Below are 16751 nucleotides of genomic sequence, written 5' to 3'. Positions count from 1 at the left end.
TCGAACGCCTCCAGTTTCATTCTTCATCCATTAATGCTTTTACTTGTTCGAAAATTCTGTCCACATTCGGTATGACAAAATCTTCAAGCGGACGGCTGTAAGGAATTGGCACATCCGGATTGGCTAAGCGGCGCGGCGGAGCCTCCAGATCGTAAAATACTTCCTCCGCCACAATTGCAGTCACTTCGGCAGTCATGCCATAGGATTTATAATCTTCATCAACGACAAACAAGCGATGTGTCTTTTTGACTGACTGAAGAATCGTGTCTTTATCAATTGGGGCAATAGACCGCAAGTCGATCACTTCGGCTTCAATGCCTTCTTTTGCCAATCTCTCTGCTGCTTCTACAGCGTAATGGGTCATCATTTGGACGCCTACAATCGTGACATCTTTTCCTTCCCTCACGACTTTCGCTTTATCAAGCGGCACTGTATAGGCTTCTTCCGGCACATGTTCAGCAGATACATCCAGTTGTTCCATCCAACCCAATCCCTGCAGCGATTTGTGGAACATAAACAACACCGGGTTGTCGTCCCGGATGGCCGAAATCATCATGCCCTTCAAGTCATAAGGAGTGGAAGGCGCGACCACTTTCATTCCTGGCATATGGCCGAACGTCGCATAAAGCGTTTGCGAATGCTGCGCAGCGTCATTATAGCCTCCGCCGACTGCTGTCATAAGCACCATCGGCAACCGAACATTGCCGCCGGACATATAAGGAATTTTCGCCATATGATTGTAAATTTGATCCATACAAACGCCGAAAAAGTCGACGAACATCAATTCCGCTACCGGACGCATGCCTTCTGCAGCCGCACCGATAGCGGCGCCGATAAAGGCCGTTTCAGAAATTGGCGTGTCCAACACCCGCTGAGCGCCGAATTTTTCAATCAGCCCTTGGGTGGAACCAAAAATGCCGCCGTAATTCCCGATGTCTTCACCGAGTACAAAAACGCTTGGATCCCGCTCCATTTCAAGCGCAATGGCTTCTGCCATCGCTTTGTTCCCGGTTAAAATCCGTTTTTTTGCTGTTTCCATTCGGAATTTTCCCCTTTCATTATTAAGATGTAAAAACATCCTTTAAAGCGGATTCGGGTTCTGGGTACTTGCTGTCTCTTGCAAATTGATATGCTTCATCCACTTTTTTCTTTGCCTGCTTTTCAATTTTTTCAATCTCTTTTTCGGAGACTTGTTCTGCTTCTAGCAGCATGTTCCGCAGCTTCAAAATCGGATCCAATTGGCGCAGCCCCGGAACTTCCGCTTTATCACGGTATAATTCAGGATCTCCTTGGAAATGCCCTAAATAACGATGTGTTTCAATTTCAATGATGGTAGGGCCCTGGCCTGCCCGTGCTCTTGCAACCGCTTCTTCTGATGCTTTATACATGGCAATCGGATCGTTGCCTTTTACGTATGCCCCTGAAATTCCATATGCCGCTGCCCGGAGATCATTGGATGCAACAGCTGTAGAAGACGCTTTTGGAACAGAAATTCCGTAAGAATTGTCTTCCACTACCACAATAAGCGGAAGATTCCATAACGCCGCCAGGTTCAGCGATTCGTGAAAGGCGCCTGCGTTCGCTGCCCCTTCTCCAATAAAGGCCACTGCTACCCAATCTCTTCCTTGCATCTTGCTGGCCAGTGCTGCACCTGCAGCATGCGGAATGCCTGCAGCAACAATTCCGCCACAGGAAAATTTAACGTCCGGATCAAACAAATGCATATGGCCGCCTTTGCCTTTGCCAAGCCCCGTTTCCTTGCCGAAAATTTCGGCCGTCATTTTTTTCAAGTCGACGCCTTTGGCAATGGCATGATGATGCGGACGATGCGGAGCGGTCACTGTATCATCTTTAGTCAAATGCACACAAATTCCCACGGCAGCCGGTTCTTGTCCGGTTGACAAGTGCATTTCGCCTGGAACCGGACCGGCGCCAATATTGAAGACCGGCGCCTTTCCTTCGGTATAAACTTCTACCATTTGGTCTTCGTAATAACGGCTTTTCACCATCTGTTCATACATCCACTTCAGTTTTTCCATAGACACGGCAGGCTGTTTTTCCTCAAAAGTAGCCAAGTTTTTTTCCCTCCCTCTTGAAATAGTGAACTTTGCAAGCGGTGAATGAAAAAGCAAAAAGTCTATCTATAGTTCATACTATATTTTTTCTGTTAATTGTCAATATTTCGAAAATCAATTGCATAGCTTTGAATCATGCTGTCAGCCGGCAATTCGAAGAAATCTTATTCATTCAGGAAAAGCCGTTTAAGGGCAGTCAAATTTGTGTACTTGTGGATAACTATATTGCTTACTGGAAGTTATTTATTTTCGATAAATAGCCTAAAAGACTTGGATAGTTATTTGCGTTTTTTTCATTAACCTTTCAGTACTGGCCGCAAGAAAAGTTAATTCCCCTTTAAAGCCATCACAAAAAGACTATATAAAACCCGGTTTTTATAGTACTATATCATTAAATACATAAGTCTTTTGATTTGTGAGGACTCGATAATTCATATTGAACTTTTAGGAGTGTCTAAGGTGAAAACGAAACAAAATTTGCTAATCCTGCTTCTGATTTTGCTGTGTTTGTTTTTGACCGGCTGCTTCTCCCATACGAACAGCGCTGCTCCTGCACCGGAAGCTGAAGAATTTGAAGCGCGAAGTGCTCCTGTCGCTATCATTCCTTCCAAACTTATAAAATCTTCCAGTGTTTCTTTGTCAGCAGTCGGCGATATTTTAATTCATGAGCGGGTTTATTTGGATGCAAAAACCGGCAGTGGTTTTGATTTCACCCCCATGCTTGATGAAGCAAAACCTTTTCTTGAAGCGGCTGATATCACGATTGCCAATTCCGAAAGCATTGTAGGAGGAGAGTCAATCGGGCTTTCCACATACCCTTCTTTCAACAGCCCTTATGAAGTGGCCGATGCGTTGAAAGATACGGGAATCGATGTCGTGTCCATGGCGAACAACCACACGCTCGACAGAGGAGAAAAGGCAATTCTCAGTGCCATTAATTACTGGGATCACCTCGGAATACACCATGCAGGCGCTCATGCCTCGGAAGCAGAACGAAACAAACTCACAACGCTAACAAAAAATGGTATCAAGTTTTCTTTTCTTTCTTATACGTATGGCACAAACGGCATTCCAACCCCCAGCGGCAAAAACTACTTGCTTAACCGGATCGATAAACAAACATTGCAAACTGATTTGGCAAAAGCCAAAGGTGTTTCCGATGTAGTCGTATTAAGCCTGCATTTCGGAAATGAATACGAAACGATGCCTACTGAAGAACAAGTCGAACTCGCCCATTTTGCCGTAGAACAAGGTGCCGACTTGATTTTAGGGCATCATCCTCATGTTCTGCAGCCAGTAGAATGGATTCAAACCACTGATGGCAGAAAAAGTTTTGTTATTTATTCCTTAGGCAATTTCCTTTCAGGGCAAGAAGGCTTGGAAAAGCAAATTGGCGGCATTCTTCACATTCAAGCGGTCAAAACGACAGACGCCGAATCAGCCAAGATTGAATTGGTAAAACCATCTTTTACCCCCACCTTCGTGGAAAGCGAAAACCAAAAAAATTACAATGTCACCTTATTAAAAAATGCGAACCCTGAAGCGAATCAGTCCATCAAACAGCATATGGCCAGATGGGTCAAAGATCTGGCATTTGATGAATAATCAAAAAGAATGCCGCGTTCACTCTTGAAAGTGAACGCGGCATTCTTTTTGTCTTCTTTAGGCCTTAATGCGTTTTTGTTCCATTGCTGCTCCTGCGGCAAAGCCGATAGCAATGCCAAATCCGATTCCCACTGCCGCGTTGCCAAAAATCAGCCCTAATATAGCGCCGATGATTGTTCCCAATATAATTCCAATTGCAATAAATGGTGTTTTGTTGCCGGTCTCATTTTTGTAGTTTGCTGCCATCAGGTTCACCCTTTCCATTCCGCAAGGAGATTCGGCCTAAGGCCTGCCGAACCTTCAATAGATGTCTGAAGCATGGAGCTTATGCCGGTGGCTGATTGAAGCTATAGGCTTGGCTAGTATGCAATCCGAAATAGAAATGCCCTTTTTCGCTTAATGGCGTTTTGCCGATTCCCTAATCGCTACTTCTTTTCCCGGTTCAAGCCGAATAGGCTCTCCATCCTGATAAACCGTTACAGGCTCACCTTCGACTAAAAGGTACTTCACCGCATCCTGTTCTATGCGCAAGAAAATCAGCCTGCTCTTGTACTGAAAGTGGAAAGCAAAAGCATTCCATGCTGCCGGCAATGAAGGAGCAAAGCTTAAGCCCGCCTCTTTAATGCGCAAACCGGCAAATCCATACACAATGGCAAGCCAGGCACCACCCATATTCGCCATATGGAGTCCGTCTTTTGTATTGCCGTGGCTATTGTCCAAATCCAACCGGGCTGTTTCCTTAAAATAATGATATGCCTTATCCCTATACCCCAATTTGGAAGCCATAATGCTAAAAATACAATAAGAAAGCGAAGAATCGTGTGTGGTAATTTGTTCATAATAGTCATACGAATTCTTGATCGTGGCCAAATCCTGTTCGTCTTCAAGCAGAAAATGGGCTAAAACCGTATCAGCTTGTTTACAGACCTGGTATCTATAAAGCGTAAGCGGATGATAATGCAGCAAAAGCGGGAATTTATCTTTTGGGGTGTCCTTCAGATTCCAACGCGCTTTTTGCAAAAAACTGTCATCCTGTGCATTGATTTTAAGGGTTTCATCATAAGGCAGATACATTTTTTCGCCGGCTTCCTGCCAAGCCGCTGCTTCTGTTTCGTTGAGTGCCAGGCGTTCTGCGAGCTCATTCAAATGAGCTTCATCTTTTTCCTGAAGCATCCGGTAAACTTTGGCGGCCCAAAGCAGGTTATGCTTGGCCATCACGTTGGTGTAATAATTATTATTGACGATGCATGTATACTCGTCCGGGCCGGTAACGCTGTCGATTTTAAAAGCAGTGCCGCTCATATGCCCGGTATCGATCCACAAACGCGCCGTTTCAAACAGCACTTCTGCTCCCGCTTCATTTAAGAATGCTTCGTCTCCAGTCGTCAAATAGTACTGGACATAGCTATAAGCAATATCTGCACTAATATGGTATTGCGCCGTTCCTGCCGGAAAAAACGACGAACTTTCCGGTCCGTTGATGGTCCGCCAAGGAAACAAAGCTCCCTTTTCATGGCCAAGGACTTTTGCACGCGCTTTTGCGCTTTCCAAAATCGAATAGCGGTATGTCAGCAAGTTTTTTGCGATTTCGGGATTGGTCATCAAAAATACCGGAAATATGAAGATTTCCGTGTCCCAAAAATAATGCCCTTCATACCCTTCTCCCGACAAACCTTTTGCCGAGATATTGCTGTGCGGATCTTTCCCGACCGATTGAAGCAGCTGGAAAAGGTTGAACCGGATGCTTTCCTGCATGGGCTCGTCGCCGTCAATTTCAACATCCGAATGCAGCCAAAAACGGTCCATATATGCCCGCTGTTCCACCAGCAAATCCTCAAAACTTTTGCCTTCCAGCCGTTCCTGCAGCATCCGAGCTTCTTCCACCACTTCAATTCCGTGCCTCAATGTATCGGTATAGACGCTGAATTTCGTAAACTCAATCGGCCGCCTGCCTTCGCATACATAAGTTTCCTCTACGCGGCTGCCTTCAGTCTGGCTGTTGTAAGCATATTCCTCAGCCTGGATATCAGTGGCTGTTACACAAGCCACTTCAAGTTGGGTAACATAGGTCAGGCACTTCACAACGCTAAAATCTTCTTCTTTTCGGGCTTCCGTCACATAAAGCCTTTTTGCATGGCCCGACCCTACACGCGGATCGCTGGCATCTACAAAGTTCGAGACGTCCCCATCTACTGCCGACGCAATCTTTATTTTACGGATCCCTTCTCCCGGCTCAATTCGGATGGAAAGGGCAAATAACTCCCGTGTGATAAAAGAAGCCATACGCCGGAAAACGATCTTCACTTCTTTTCCTTTCGGTGATTTCCAATGGACGATACGCTCTGCAAAACCGGCATCCATATGTAAAATTCTTTCAAAATGAATTATCTCTCCTTCAAACAAGGAAAACAATTCGTCATCCACATATATTTGGACCGTTTGGGCATCAATCACATTGAGTATTTTTTGCTGCATCACCGGAAAGCCGTATAATTTCTCCCCATACGCAATTTCCGTTTCGTCATGATATGCGTTGATATAGGCTCCCCGGATTGAACTGAACAGCTCCGGGTAGCCTTCCTCAAAATTCCCTCTAACGCCTAAATAGCCATTTCCCAATGACAAAATGCTCTCATCAAGCAAAAGGTCAGGGTTCTCCAGTCCGCATTTCATCAATTTCCAGGTCATCGGTTTCACTCCTCAGCCGGTCCCTTTGGTGGTCAAAACATTAGCATTTATTGATCCGTTTCTTTCAATGCCGTCTGGTGCCGGTATCGCTCGACAATTTCTTCAAAATCCAATTGTGAAGTAGCCTCGACTAAATAGTCAGCATCAGAAAGCTGTGCAGCGTCTCCGACGCCTACCGAAAACATATTGGCTGCATTGATGGCTGCAACTCCTGCCGCAGAATCTTCTATGCCGATGCATGCCGGATATTCAATCCCGAGAGCATCGGCAGCGGCCGTAAATGTTTCAGGATCGGGTTTGCCCTTACTTACTTGCGATGCATCGACAATGTAATCAAAATAATGGGTCAACCCAAGCTGGTCCAATACATACAGTGCATTCTTGCTTGCCGAACCCAAGGCGATTTTAAGGCCCTGTTCTTTGTTGGCCGCCAACAATTCTTCGATGCCCGGCAGGACATTGGATGAATCGATGGTTTCAACCAATTCCAGATACAACTCATTTTTCCGATTGGCCAAGTTTTCTTTTTCTTCATTAGACAGCTCGGATAAGGAAGGATCCAGTTTTAGAATCAGTTCCAAAGAATCCATCCGCCCTATTCCTTTCAACTGCTCATTGAACTGCCGGTCAATCGATATATCAAGTTTTTGCGCAATTTTCTGCCAGGCCAAAAAATGAAATTCTGCTGTATCTGTAATTACGCCGTCTAAATCATAAATGAAGGCTTTCGGATATATGCTGATAGTAGACGCCTCCTCTTTGTCACCGCTTTTCCTTCCTTATTAAGCTGTGATTTTTTTCTTCGTTTTTAAAGCAAACCGGTAAAAGGCAAGAAAAGAAAGATATGCGCTGATCGATGCGGCAAAAAGCGGCAGCAAAAATAAGAGTTTTGCAGTACTGACATAAAATATGGCAAGATTGCTTGCAAGAATAAACAAACTCAACAGCGGATTGCCAATGGTGACGTAAAACGCATTTTTCATTAAGGACCGTTGTGTCATGTCAAAATGCGCACTCAGCGAAAAAAAGTTCAGCGTGCAAACAAAAAGGAACAGCCCAATGAATGCAAAGAGCATGCCGAAAAACCCGTTCGCCGCTTTGAAAAAGTAGAAATCCACTAGCCAAACCAACCAGATTCCCATTAAAAAGATGCCGGAGAATAAGCTTTTCCGATAATTCGCTTTTGCATGGAACAAATAGGCCTTCGTAATTGACGGCTGGTCTTTTTGGATAATCCACTCACGCACCGTGGCAAATAATGCGATTGTACTGGGCACCAATACCGCCGGAAACAACCCGGCAATCGGCAGCAAGTACCACACAAATCCTTCAGTGAATCCATTGAGGTAGACGCTGAACAGCACAAACAATAATGGAAGGTTTGCGATAAACCATAAGATATTAGCAGCAGAAAATCGCATGAGCCATTCAGCGTAAACGTATAAAGTACCAGCTAATCCGGGCATTTCGCGCATCGTTCATCACCACTTTTCTTTATTTTACTGCGCCTTCCCCAATCCCTTTGATGATGTGTTTTTGGGCCATCGCATAAAAAATGATGACAGGGATGATGGTAAGCGTGAGTCCAGCCATAGCCAAATTCCATTGGATGGTGAACTCCCCAAAGAAAAAGAACGTCGATAACGGGATGGTTCTGAGGGCTGTATCAATCAGTGTTAAGGACGGCAGCAAAAAGTCATTCCATATACTGATGACATTTAAGATCATGACAGTCGCCGTAATGGGTTTCAGCATCGGAAAAATGATTCGCCAAAAAACGCCGAACTTCGAAGCTCCGTCTATCGTCGCCGCTTCTTCCAACGTAATCGGGATGGATTTGATAAAGCCGTGGTACAAAAATACCGAGAGGCTGGCATGGAATCCGATATTCATGAAAATCAAGCCTTCCCGGGTGTTGTACATCGGGATATTCAAATTTTCGGTGATGGCGCTCATAAACTGCATAAGCGGCATCATTAAAGTCTGAAAAGGAATCAGCATCGTTGCAATGAATGTCATGAAAATGACCGTACTCCATTTGCTGTCTGTCCGGACCAGCATCCACGCGGTCATAGAAGACAAAATGACAATCAGCACGACCGACACGATGGTGATATACAGGGAGTTTCCAAGTGCACTGAGAAAATTCATTTTTTCCATTGCTTCCAAATAATATTGAAAACTGAAGTTATCCGGCAGCGCCAAGGCGTTGTCATAAAGTTCCTGCCGGTCTTTGAACGAATTGACGAAAATGATGTAAATCGGCGACAGGAAGAAAAGGGCGAGCAAAATGAGCAGCACAGATTTTAAGATGCTAGAAGTTTTTCTCATCACATTTCGACCTCCCGCTTTTTCGTCATGTACACTTGGGTCAACGTAATCGCAGCGACAATCAAGAAGAACACAATAGCTTTCGCCTGCCCAAACCCGTAATTGCTGCTGCCGAAAATTTCCTGGTAAATGTTCATGGCAAAGAGTTCCGTGGCATTGGCAGGCCCCCCGCCCGTCAGCGACAAATTGACATCGTAGATTTTAAAGGCGGACGAAAGCGTCAAGAACAGGCTGATCGTCAAAGCCGGCATCAACAGCGGGAACGTAATGCGGGTAAACCGCTGCCACGTGCTGGCGCCATCGATTTTTGCCGCTTCCACCACATCATTCGGAATCGCCTGGATGCCCGCAATATAAATAATCATGATGTAGCCGGCCATTTGCCACGTAAAAACAAATACCAAACCATATAAAGCAAATTGCGGATCCACCAGCCAGTTGAAAAACACCTGGTCCAGCCCGGTCACTTCTCCAAGAAAAGAAAACACATCCACGAAAACAAATTGCCAAATATACCCGAGGATCAACCCGCCGATCAAGTACGGCATAAACAGCAAAGTACGTGCAGCATTCGCTGTTTGGATTCTGGAAGTAACCAACAAAGCAAAAGCCAACCCAATAACATTGATTGTAATGACGGATAGGACAGTGAACAAAGTCGTCAGCCACATCGACCGGAGAAACTGGTTGTCCCCCCATAATTCCACAAAATTATCCAGGCCGACAAATACTTTCGGATTTGCTCCGATACCGTCCCATTCAAAAAACGAATAATAAATGCCCACAAGAAACGGAATGAGTACAACAATCGTAAAAATGAAAATCAATGGAACAGTAAATAAGAGAAACCATTTAAGTTTATTTCGATTTGGCACGCCCACCCCTTCTTTCCGGCGAATGATCTAGACATGTTTAAGGAATAGTGGACACGCCAAGAGGCGTGTCCAGACTGTATACAAAGTGTAAATTAAATGAATAGCAATGCATAAAACCAACCGGTTCGGCCACTTCGCTTTCCGTGGGCTCAGCTTCAGCCTCCTCGCTGCTTCGCACCTGCGGGGTCTTCAGCTTTCGCTGTCCCACAGGAGTCTACGTGGCCGGACCGGTTGAAGTGTCTCTCTTTGATTCAATAGTGAATGTGAATCGGGTTGAAGCTTAAACAGACAGCCCTAGAGGCAAATCGACACCTTTTAATAGCTTCATGTTTAGGATCCGGAATGGAAGCCGGCGGAAAACCACTGCTCCTGCATCGCTGCGCTAGCTTCGGCGCAAAGGCTTGTCCTTTTGCAAGCTTCGGCCAATGCCTTTCCAGCGGGATAGCGAAGTGCCGAAATCCACTCGGGACGCTAGTTCTGAGTTAGTTCGGCGCGAGCCCGCGGAACGCGTCCGGCTGGAATGGAGGATCCGGGACGCCCTGTTGTCTGTTCATCCATTTCTCATACGTTGAGTTCTTTTGTCTACAAGGTCGGGCACGCCTCTTGGCGTGTCCAGATTCACTTCTATTTGATTTACTGGGCACCTTTCCATGCTTCGTCCATGCCCGCAATCAGTTCTTCGCCGGTCATGTCTTCCGAGAAGAATTGCTGCGCCAGCGGAGTCAAATCATTCGGCACAATATTCGCCGGATAGTAGTTGATCGCCCATGGAATGGTTTCGCCGCTGTTGCTGGCGTCAAGAACCGCTTGTGACAATGGGTCCAGTTCCCCTGCATCAATATTGGTCAGAGCCGGCACAAAGCCGAACTCTTCCACAATATAGCGGTGCCCCGTCTCGCTTGTGGACATCCAGTTCAGGAAGTCATTCGCGGCTTTGATCTCGCCTTCTTCTTTTTTGCTGTTGATCACCCAGTTGTTGCCGACGCCTACCGCTAATTTGTCATTGCCCATCAGCGGAAATGGCATCATACCCACTTCGAAATCGAATTCAAATTCGGACAGCATGCCAAATGCCCAGTTTCCCTGGTGGATCATGGCTGTTTTCCCTGAAGCAAAGTCACCGACTTCCTGGTCATAGGTGATGCTGAGCGGGTTCGGCGTATTTGCTTTGATCGCTTCCATAAACTTGCCGAATTCCTGGAATTCCGGCGTTTCTGCCATTGTCACTTCTCCTGCATTCAAGCGGTCAATAAAGTCAAAATGGTCTTCCTGCAAGGCAAATGGATAGTTGCTCGGATGGCCGATCAGGAAGTAGGCATCCTGTGCCAATCCGAAGCCATTAATGCCTTCTCCTTTGAACTTCTCAAGCGTGCTGACAAATGACGCATAATCAGTTACATCTTCCGGTTTCACCAAATCTTTGTTGTAGACAATTCCGAATCCCTCGACGCCATAAGGGACGCCGACAATTTTGTCATCCACTTTCAGTTCCATATCGGGTGCAATGTGTTTTACATATTCTTCATTGCTTAAATCATAGGCATAGGACTTCAATTGCTCTGCTTCTGTTTCGTTTTGAAGCGTAAAGATGGAGGGGCCCTGGTTGCTGTTCAAGCGGATCTGCAATTGCTGCAGGTAATCATCGCCTGTCGTCCCCAATACTTCCACTTCCACTCCCGTTTCTTCCGTGTATTCTTTGGCCATCGCAGCCAGCTGGTCAGAGATTTCCACTTTCCGGTTGAAAACCGTGATTTTTTGGCTTCCTGAATCACCGGAACCTCCAGATTCTCCGCCGCTTTCTTCGCTTCCTCCATCACCGCCGCAAGCTGCCAAAATAAATACGATGAATGCCAATAATAGAACTTTCCACATGTTTTTTTGGTTCTTCATGCAAATTCCCCCTTTTTTAAAGTTTGAATTGCTATAGTGAACAAAACAAGAAGCTGTTTTGCTACTGCCAGAATCAAGCAAGGTGAAAATTTCTTTTATGCGCAGGCCCGGCTCTTCTTTTGGCTTGCGGACATTTTTCTTTGCCATAAGAATTGCGCCAATCTATGTAATAATCCCCGTTTCTCATTAAACCTGTCTCACGTTTTAGTATAAATTTAATATTCGGAATAGTCAATATCTTCTAATTCCCACCGGCTTTTGAACACCAGAATAAAACAGCTAGTATGAGTTTGATAGAAAAATAAAATGGGAAAAATTACAGGCATGGTGAACCATCCGCAACTAATTTAGTTTAAACAAAATTGAAAATACTTAATTTCTAATTTCAGCAGTTATATGATTTAATTAAGAGATACATTAGTTAAATACTACATAAAAGGAGCAGGGAAAATGGCACAAGCCTTACAGAATTCTGAACAAGTAAAAGCGTTTTTTGCAGAGAACAAAAATGCCTTTGAAGAAAAGTTATTGTCAGAGGCTGTGAACGTTAAAGATAAAATTGATGAAATCTTGGCTATCGGGAATATTGATTTGGTTTCCAACGCCCACAAAGTAGTCGGTTATATTGTAGATGGCGAAGAAGAAAAACTAAATCTGTTTGCCAAGCAAGAAGGGATTGCCTGGGCAACCCATTCAATCGATTTGGCTTTCAAGTTGGAATGGGTGCAGGCTATCCGCCGCACACTGTGGACTTTCATCAATCAATACAATCAATTATCCAAAGGCGATTTGGCTCCTGACTTTTTCAAACTCGAAGAAGTTGTAAACAACGGCGTGGATAAATTCCTGAATACCTTTTTTATCAGTTATTCCACTTATAAAGATTCCCTGATTCTGGCTCACCGCCAGCTGGTTGAAAACTTGTCCGTTCCGATCATTCCGATCAACGCTTCGGTCTGCATCCTGCCGCTGATCGGTACAGTCGACTCGTTCCGGACGAACATCCTCGAAGAAAAAGTGCTGACGGAAATCGGCAGATCCCGCATCCAGACATTGATCATCGATTTATCCGGCATCGCTGACATGGAACCTGAAGTCATTCACCACTTGATGAAAATTATCGACGGCACCGCTATGATGGGCTGCAAGTCGATCATTACCGGGTTAAGAGCAGAAGTCGTCAGAAAGATGATCAATTTGGACTTAACATTCGATTCGAAAACACAAACGCTTGGCACGCTTCAACAAGCATTGAAAGAATACTTGATTGCATAAAAGCTCCCGTAAGGAGGCGGACTTTTGGATCCATTAGACATTCTCGAAAACCTCGACCATGTAAAACCGGCCTTTCAACCTATTGTCAGTGCAGTAAAACATACCATTATCGGCTATGAGATTTTTGGCCGTTACCAAGCCGATGGCGAATGGCTCAGCCTGGCAGAATTTTTCCACGATGCCGATGTGCCTGACGAATACAAAGTAGAAGTTGACCATCACCTTCTGCAGCTGGCTATCACCGAAATGCTCCAATCAGGCGCTGCCGGATCATTGTTCATCAACCGAAATGCCAAACAGCTTCTAATCAACGGCGGCGAAGATTTTTTGCATACTTTACTGGAATTTGAAAAACAAGGATTCTCCATGAACCGGTTGGTGCTGGAAATTACCGAACATGATTTTGAAGAACGATTCGATGTGCTGAATCATCTGCTGCTTTATTACAAAACTTACGGCATCCAGATTGCCGTCGATCATGTCGGAGCTAAAAGCTCGAACATCGATCGGATACGCCAACTTAAACCACATATTTTAAAAATTGATACCGGCATTATCCGCCAGAGCAGCCCGGATGTTTTTCAGGACATTCTTTATTCTGTGTCGCTGCTTGCGCGCCGAATTGGCGCGAAGCTTTCTTATGAAAATATAGAGGACGACCATCAACTGTACTTTGCCTGGAAAAACGGCGGCCATTATTACCAGGGCTTCCATTTGGCAAGGCCGTCTTTTGCACCGCAGCTTGATGACTCGCTGCTGATCAATGTCGGCGAAAAAGTGCTCGGGTTTATCCAAAGGGAAAAAACGCTGGTCAAAGAGCGCCTGGCATTTGCTTTAGCCTGTGAGGAAAAGATGAAAAAAATGCCGGTGAAATGGCAGGGCCCGGAAACGGCCGATGCCTTTATCGCTTCTGTCACCGAAGCCTTCGATGAAGAAAGTTTCCGCATCTACGTCTGCAACAGCGATGGCCAGCAAGTGTCTTCAAACTTCAGGAAGAAAGAGGGCAGCTGGGCGATGGAAATGGATCAAAAAGGGTCGCACTGGGCATTCCGCCCTTATTTCCTGGAAAACATCCTGCACATGCGGACATGGCATAAAGGAATCCTGTCCGATCCGTACGCAGATATTGAAACGGCTGAAATGATCCGCACATTCAGTTTCCCGCTATCCGACAAGTATTTTTTGTTTGTGGATATCAGTTATGCGTTTATTTTTGACCATGATTTTTTGTTTATTGAATAGTTCTTCCATAAAAAAAGAAAAACCCACAACCTGTTTGAAATCAATGATTTCACAGGCTGCGGGTTTTTTTGGATTTCCTTAAAATTTAATGATGATACGGGAGGAATCCCCTTTTGCCAGAATATCAAAGCCCTTGTTTACTTCATCCAAAGAAATAAAATCGGTGATCAGCTTATCGACCGGCAGCCGGTCTTCCTGGAACAAATTCATATACCGCGGGATGTCCCGGCTTGGCACGCAGCTGCCGATGTAAGAGCCTTTAAGCGTCCGTTCTTCCGCGGTCAACGAAAGGTACGGGAAAGAAAATTTATGTTCCGGATGCGGAAGCCCGGTTGTGACGGTAGTTCCACCACGCTTCGTAATGGAATAAGCCACTTCCATCGCCGGCACCACTCCAGCTGTCTCAAATGCATAGTCCAATCCCCCGCCGGTAGCTTGGCGGATCTGTTCCACCACATCCGGATCTTTGGAATTGAACGTGTCAGTCGCGCCAAGTTCTTTCGCCTGCTTAAGCTTCGTTTCGTTAATATCAACTGCTACAATCCGGCTCGCGCCTGCCGCAATGGCGCCAAGCAGCGCACTGAGCCCTACGCCGCCCAGTCCGACAACCGCTACGGTGCTGCCGAGTTTTATGCCGGCTGTATTCACTACAGCCCCAACGCCGGTAATGACGGCACAGCCGAACAACGCCGCTTTTTCAAACGGAATGTCTTTGCTGACTTTCACGACGGAATTCCGGGAAACCACCGCATACTCGGAAAATGCCGATACGCCGACGTGGTGATTAACTACGCCTTCTGCATTGTGGAGCCGCTGTCCACCGCCAAGCAAGGTTCCTGCTGTATTCGCGACAGCTCCAGGCTCACATAAAGCCGGGCGCCCTTCACGGCAGGGCCCGCACTGGCCGCAGCTCGGTACAAAGACGCACGCCACATGGTCTCCGACTTCCAAGCCGACGACGCCTTCTCCAACTTCCACAATAACGCCTGCTGCTTCGTGTCCAAGCGCCATTGGCAATGGACGCGGCCGACTGCCGTTCATCACCGATAAATCGGAATGGCAAAGGCTCGCTGCTTTTATCTGGATCAATACTTCTCCCCGCTCCGGAGAATCCAGTTCCAATTCTTCAATCTGAATCGGCTGGCTTTCTTCATACGGAGTCTGGGCTCCAATTTCACGCAATACTGCTGACTTCACCTTCATTTGATCCTCTCCCTATCTGGAATTATTAAGTTCGGCCATTCTGGTTTTATAGAATCAATACAGCTTGATTCCGACAAATTTCAAGTCCGTCATTTCTTCAATGGCATACTTCACGCCTTCTTTTCCGATGCCGCTGCTTTTGATGCCGCCATATGGAATATGGTCATAGCGCCGCACGGATACTTCATTGATCCAGACGCCCCCCGTCTCAATGGCATCTGCCATGCGCATCGCCCGGTTGATGTCGGCGGTAAAGACGCCGGCATGCAAGCCAAAGTCCGTATTGTTGGCATGGGCCACCACTTCTTCTTCCTTTGAAAACGGCATGACGCTGACAATCGGCGCGAACACTTCCACACAAACGACTTTCATGTCAGATGTAACGTTGCTGATAACGGTAGGTTCAAGCATCGATCCTTTGCGGCTGCCGCCCGTCAGTATCGCTGCGCCTTGATCTTCGGCTTCTTTTACCCAGGACTGCGCACGCTGTGCCGCTTCTTCGGTGATCATCGGCCCCATATCGGTCGATTCTTCCAGCGGATCTCCCGTTTTCAGTGCACTTACTTTTTCCACAAGCTTATCAAGGAATTTTTCATAAATCGTTTCGTGGACGTAGATCCGCTGTGCGGAAACGCAGGCCTGTCCGGCATATGTATAGCCGCCGAGCACAATTGCATTGACCGCCACCTCGATATCCCCGTCTTCAAAAATAATATTCGGTGCATTGGAACCCAGTTCAAGCGTCACTTTTTTCCGCTTCGCCATTTCATGGATTTTCCATCCGACGGCACTGCTTCCGGTAAACGAGACTTTTTTGACGTCGGGATGCGTCACCAAAGGTTCCACCAGTTCCTGCCCCGGCCCCATAACGATATTTAACGCACCTTTTGGCAGTCCGGCTTCTTCCAGCAAATGATACAGCAGCACTGATGAAAACGGTGTTTTTTCAGCAGGCTTCAACACGACCGTATTCCCGACTGCAAGTGCTGGCGCTATTTTATGCAGTGCCAGGTTGAGCGGGAAGTTGAATGGTGTGATGGCTGCTACAACGCCTAATGGCACCCGTTTGGCGATGCCGATTTGATTTTCGCCCCCAATGGCGCTGTCGAGCGGAATGGTTTCGCCATAAATCGCTTTGGCTCCTTCTGAAGCAAAACGGAGAACCTGGATTGCCCGCTGCACTTCGACCCGGCTTTCTTTAATCGGTTTGCCGGCTTCCAGTACCAGGGTGCGGGCGAACTCCTCCACTCTTTGCTCCAGCAAATCAGCGGCTTTCCGCAAAATCTCCGAACGTTTATGGGCCGGCATCTTTTTAGTCGTTTCGGTGTATACCCGCTGCGCCGTGTCCACCGCATGTTTTGCGTCTTCCGGTGTCGCACAGGATATTTTTCCAATAGCCTCATTTGTATAAGGATTAAAAACTTCGAGGTCTGTTCTGCCTTCTTTGCTGAGTTCTTCTCCATCAATAATCGAGCCAAAATAATAACTTTTTACGTCAATCATCCACTTGTCCTCCCTTTTTCAATCAAAGAAGACCGGCCCTAACAGCTGATGTCCAGATGCCGCA

The 16751-nt window shown here is 46.2% G+C and carries 14 protein-coding genes; 3 read left to right on the top strand and 11 right to left on the bottom strand.

Translation table 11 applies throughout. The features are described 5' to 3' along the window. Positions 1–16: 16 nt before the first annotated feature. Positions 17–1039, bottom strand: a complete 1023-nt coding sequence (locus BLQ32_RS07715) for an alpha-ketoacid dehydrogenase subunit beta (RefSeq protein ID WP_074509838.1) — start codon at positions 1037–1039, stop codon at positions 17–19. 22 nt (positions 1040–1061) lie between these two features. Then, on the bottom strand, positions 1062–2039 hold the full coding sequence (locus BLQ32_RS07710; protein ID WP_074509920.1) for a thiamine pyrophosphate-dependent dehydrogenase E1 component subunit alpha: 978 nt from the start codon (positions 2037–2039) through the stop codon (positions 1062–1064). Between the two features lie 495 nt (positions 2040–2534). Between BLQ32_RS07710 and BLQ32_RS07700 the strand changes: the two genes are divergently transcribed. After that, positions 2535–3680 carry a CapA family protein gene (locus BLQ32_RS07700; RefSeq protein WP_074509834.1) on the top strand — a complete coding sequence of 382 codons (1146 nt, stop codon included), beginning with the start codon at positions 2535–2537 and terminating at the stop codon, positions 3678–3680. A 57-nt stretch (positions 3681–3737) separates the two neighbouring features. Here BLQ32_RS07700 and BLQ32_RS07695 read toward each other — a convergent pair whose 3' ends face one another. The 7 genes from BLQ32_RS07695 to BLQ32_RS07665 form a co-directional block, all read right to left on the bottom strand. Further along, positions 3738–3926 carry a glycine zipper domain-containing protein gene (locus BLQ32_RS07695; protein WP_036804539.1) on the bottom strand — a complete coding sequence of 63 codons (189 nt, stop codon included), beginning with the start codon at positions 3924–3926 and terminating at the stop codon, positions 3738–3740. 150 nt (positions 3927–4076) lie between these two features. After that, positions 4077–6368 (bottom strand): glycoside hydrolase family 65 protein, encoded by a 2292-nt coding sequence (locus BLQ32_RS07690; RefSeq protein ID WP_074509833.1) that lies wholly within the window; start codon positions 6366–6368, stop codon positions 4077–4079. A 47-nt stretch (positions 6369–6415) separates the two neighbouring features. Next, positions 6416–7111, bottom strand: a complete 696-nt coding sequence (gene pgmB, locus BLQ32_RS07685; protein WP_074509831.1) for a beta-phosphoglucomutase — start codon at positions 7109–7111, stop codon at positions 6416–6418. Positions 7112–7150: 39 nt separating this feature from the next. Further along, on the bottom strand, positions 7151–7843 hold the full coding sequence (locus BLQ32_RS07680; protein ID WP_083335284.1) for a YesL family protein: 693 nt from the start codon (positions 7841–7843) through the stop codon (positions 7151–7153). 19 nt (positions 7844–7862) lie between these two features. Beyond that, positions 7863–8699 carry a carbohydrate ABC transporter permease gene (locus BLQ32_RS07675; protein WP_053166229.1) on the bottom strand — a complete coding sequence of 279 codons (837 nt, stop codon included), beginning with the start codon at positions 8697–8699 and terminating at the stop codon, positions 7863–7865. After that, positions 8699–9574 carry a carbohydrate ABC transporter permease gene (locus tag BLQ32_RS07670; protein ID WP_036804531.1) on the bottom strand — a complete coding sequence of 292 codons (876 nt, stop codon included), beginning with the start codon at positions 9572–9574 and terminating at the stop codon, positions 8699–8701. The genes BLQ32_RS07675 and BLQ32_RS07670 overlap by 1 nt, the downstream gene beginning before the upstream one ends. Positions 9575–10207: 633 nt before the next feature. Continuing rightward, the gene (locus BLQ32_RS07665; RefSeq protein WP_074509917.1) at positions 10208–11464 is read right to left on the bottom strand and encodes a sugar ABC transporter substrate-binding protein; all 1257 of its coding nucleotides are present in this window, start codon (positions 11462–11464) and stop codon (positions 10208–10210) included. Positions 11465–11914: 450 nt separating this feature from the next. Between BLQ32_RS07665 and BLQ32_RS07660 the strand changes: the two genes are divergently transcribed. Both BLQ32_RS07660 and BLQ32_RS07655 read left to right on the top strand, forming a co-directional pair. Next, entirely contained in the window at positions 11915–12739 is an 825-nt protein-coding gene (locus BLQ32_RS07660) for an STAS domain-containing protein (protein WP_074509830.1), read from the top strand. A 24-nt stretch (positions 12740–12763) separates the two neighbouring features. Continuing rightward, positions 12764–13981, top strand: a complete 1218-nt coding sequence (locus tag BLQ32_RS07655) for an EAL domain-containing protein (protein ID WP_036804526.1) — start codon at positions 12764–12766, stop codon at positions 13979–13981. A 78-nt stretch (positions 13982–14059) separates the two neighbouring features. Here BLQ32_RS07655 and BLQ32_RS07650 read toward each other — a convergent pair whose 3' ends face one another. Together BLQ32_RS07650 and BLQ32_RS07645 are read right to left on the bottom strand one after the other, a co-directional pair. After that, positions 14060–15184, bottom strand: a complete 1125-nt coding sequence (locus BLQ32_RS07650) for a zinc-dependent alcohol dehydrogenase family protein (RefSeq protein WP_053166233.1) — start codon at positions 15182–15184, stop codon at positions 14060–14062. 54 nt (positions 15185–15238) lie between these two features. Further along, positions 15239–16687, bottom strand: coding sequence for an aldehyde dehydrogenase family protein (locus BLQ32_RS07645; RefSeq protein WP_074509828.1), 1449 nt, complete (start codon positions 16685–16687; stop codon positions 15239–15241). Positions 16688–16751 lie beyond the last annotated feature (64 nt).

Origin of the sequence: Planococcus glaciei (assembly GCF_900099655.1) — a bacterium.
Classification (GTDB): domain Bacteria; phylum Bacillota; class Bacilli; order Bacillales_A; family Planococcaceae; genus Planococcus; species Planococcus glaciei.
The sequence above is the reverse complement of the archived record's forward strand: the minus strand, read 5'-3'. Positions and strand labels throughout refer to the sequence as shown.

Excerpts from the sequence above, each read along its gene's own strand:
- BLQ32_RS07650 (WP_053166233.1), bottom strand. The coding sequence starts at position 15,184 with ATGAAGGTGAAGTCAGCAGTATTGCGTGAAATTGGAGCCCAGACTCCG.
- BLQ32_RS07715 (WP_074509838.1), bottom strand. The coding sequence starts at position 1,039 with ATGGAAACAGCAAAAAAACGGATTTTAACCGGGAACAAAGCGATGGCA.
- BLQ32_RS07660 (WP_074509830.1), top strand. The coding sequence starts at position 11,915 with ATGGCACAAGCCTTACAGAATTCTGAACAAGTAAAAGCGTTTTTTGCA.
- BLQ32_RS07690 (WP_074509833.1), bottom strand. The coding sequence starts at position 6,368 with ATGACCTGGAAATTGATGAAATGCGGACTGGAGAACCCTGACCTTTTG.
- BLQ32_RS07645 (WP_074509828.1), bottom strand. The coding sequence starts at position 16,687 with ATGATTGACGTAAAAAGTTATTATTTTGGCTCGATTATTGATGGAGAA.
- BLQ32_RS07695 (WP_036804539.1), bottom strand. The coding sequence starts at position 3,926 with ATGGCAGCAAACTACAAAAATGAGACCGGCAACAAAACACCATTTATT.
- BLQ32_RS07675 (WP_053166229.1), bottom strand. The coding sequence starts at position 8,699 with ATGAGAAAAACTTCTAGCATCTTAAAATCTGTGCTGCTCATTTTGCTC.
- BLQ32_RS07665 (WP_074509917.1), bottom strand. The coding sequence starts at position 11,464 with ATGAAGAACCAAAAAAACATGTGGAAAGTTCTATTATTGGCATTCATC.
- BLQ32_RS07710 (WP_074509920.1), bottom strand. The coding sequence starts at position 2,039 with ATGGAAAAACTGAAGTGGATGTATGAACAGATGGTGAAAAGCCGTTAT.
- BLQ32_RS07680 (WP_083335284.1), bottom strand. The coding sequence starts at position 7,843 with ATGCGCGAAATGCCCGGATTAGCTGGTACTTTATACGTTTACGCTGAA.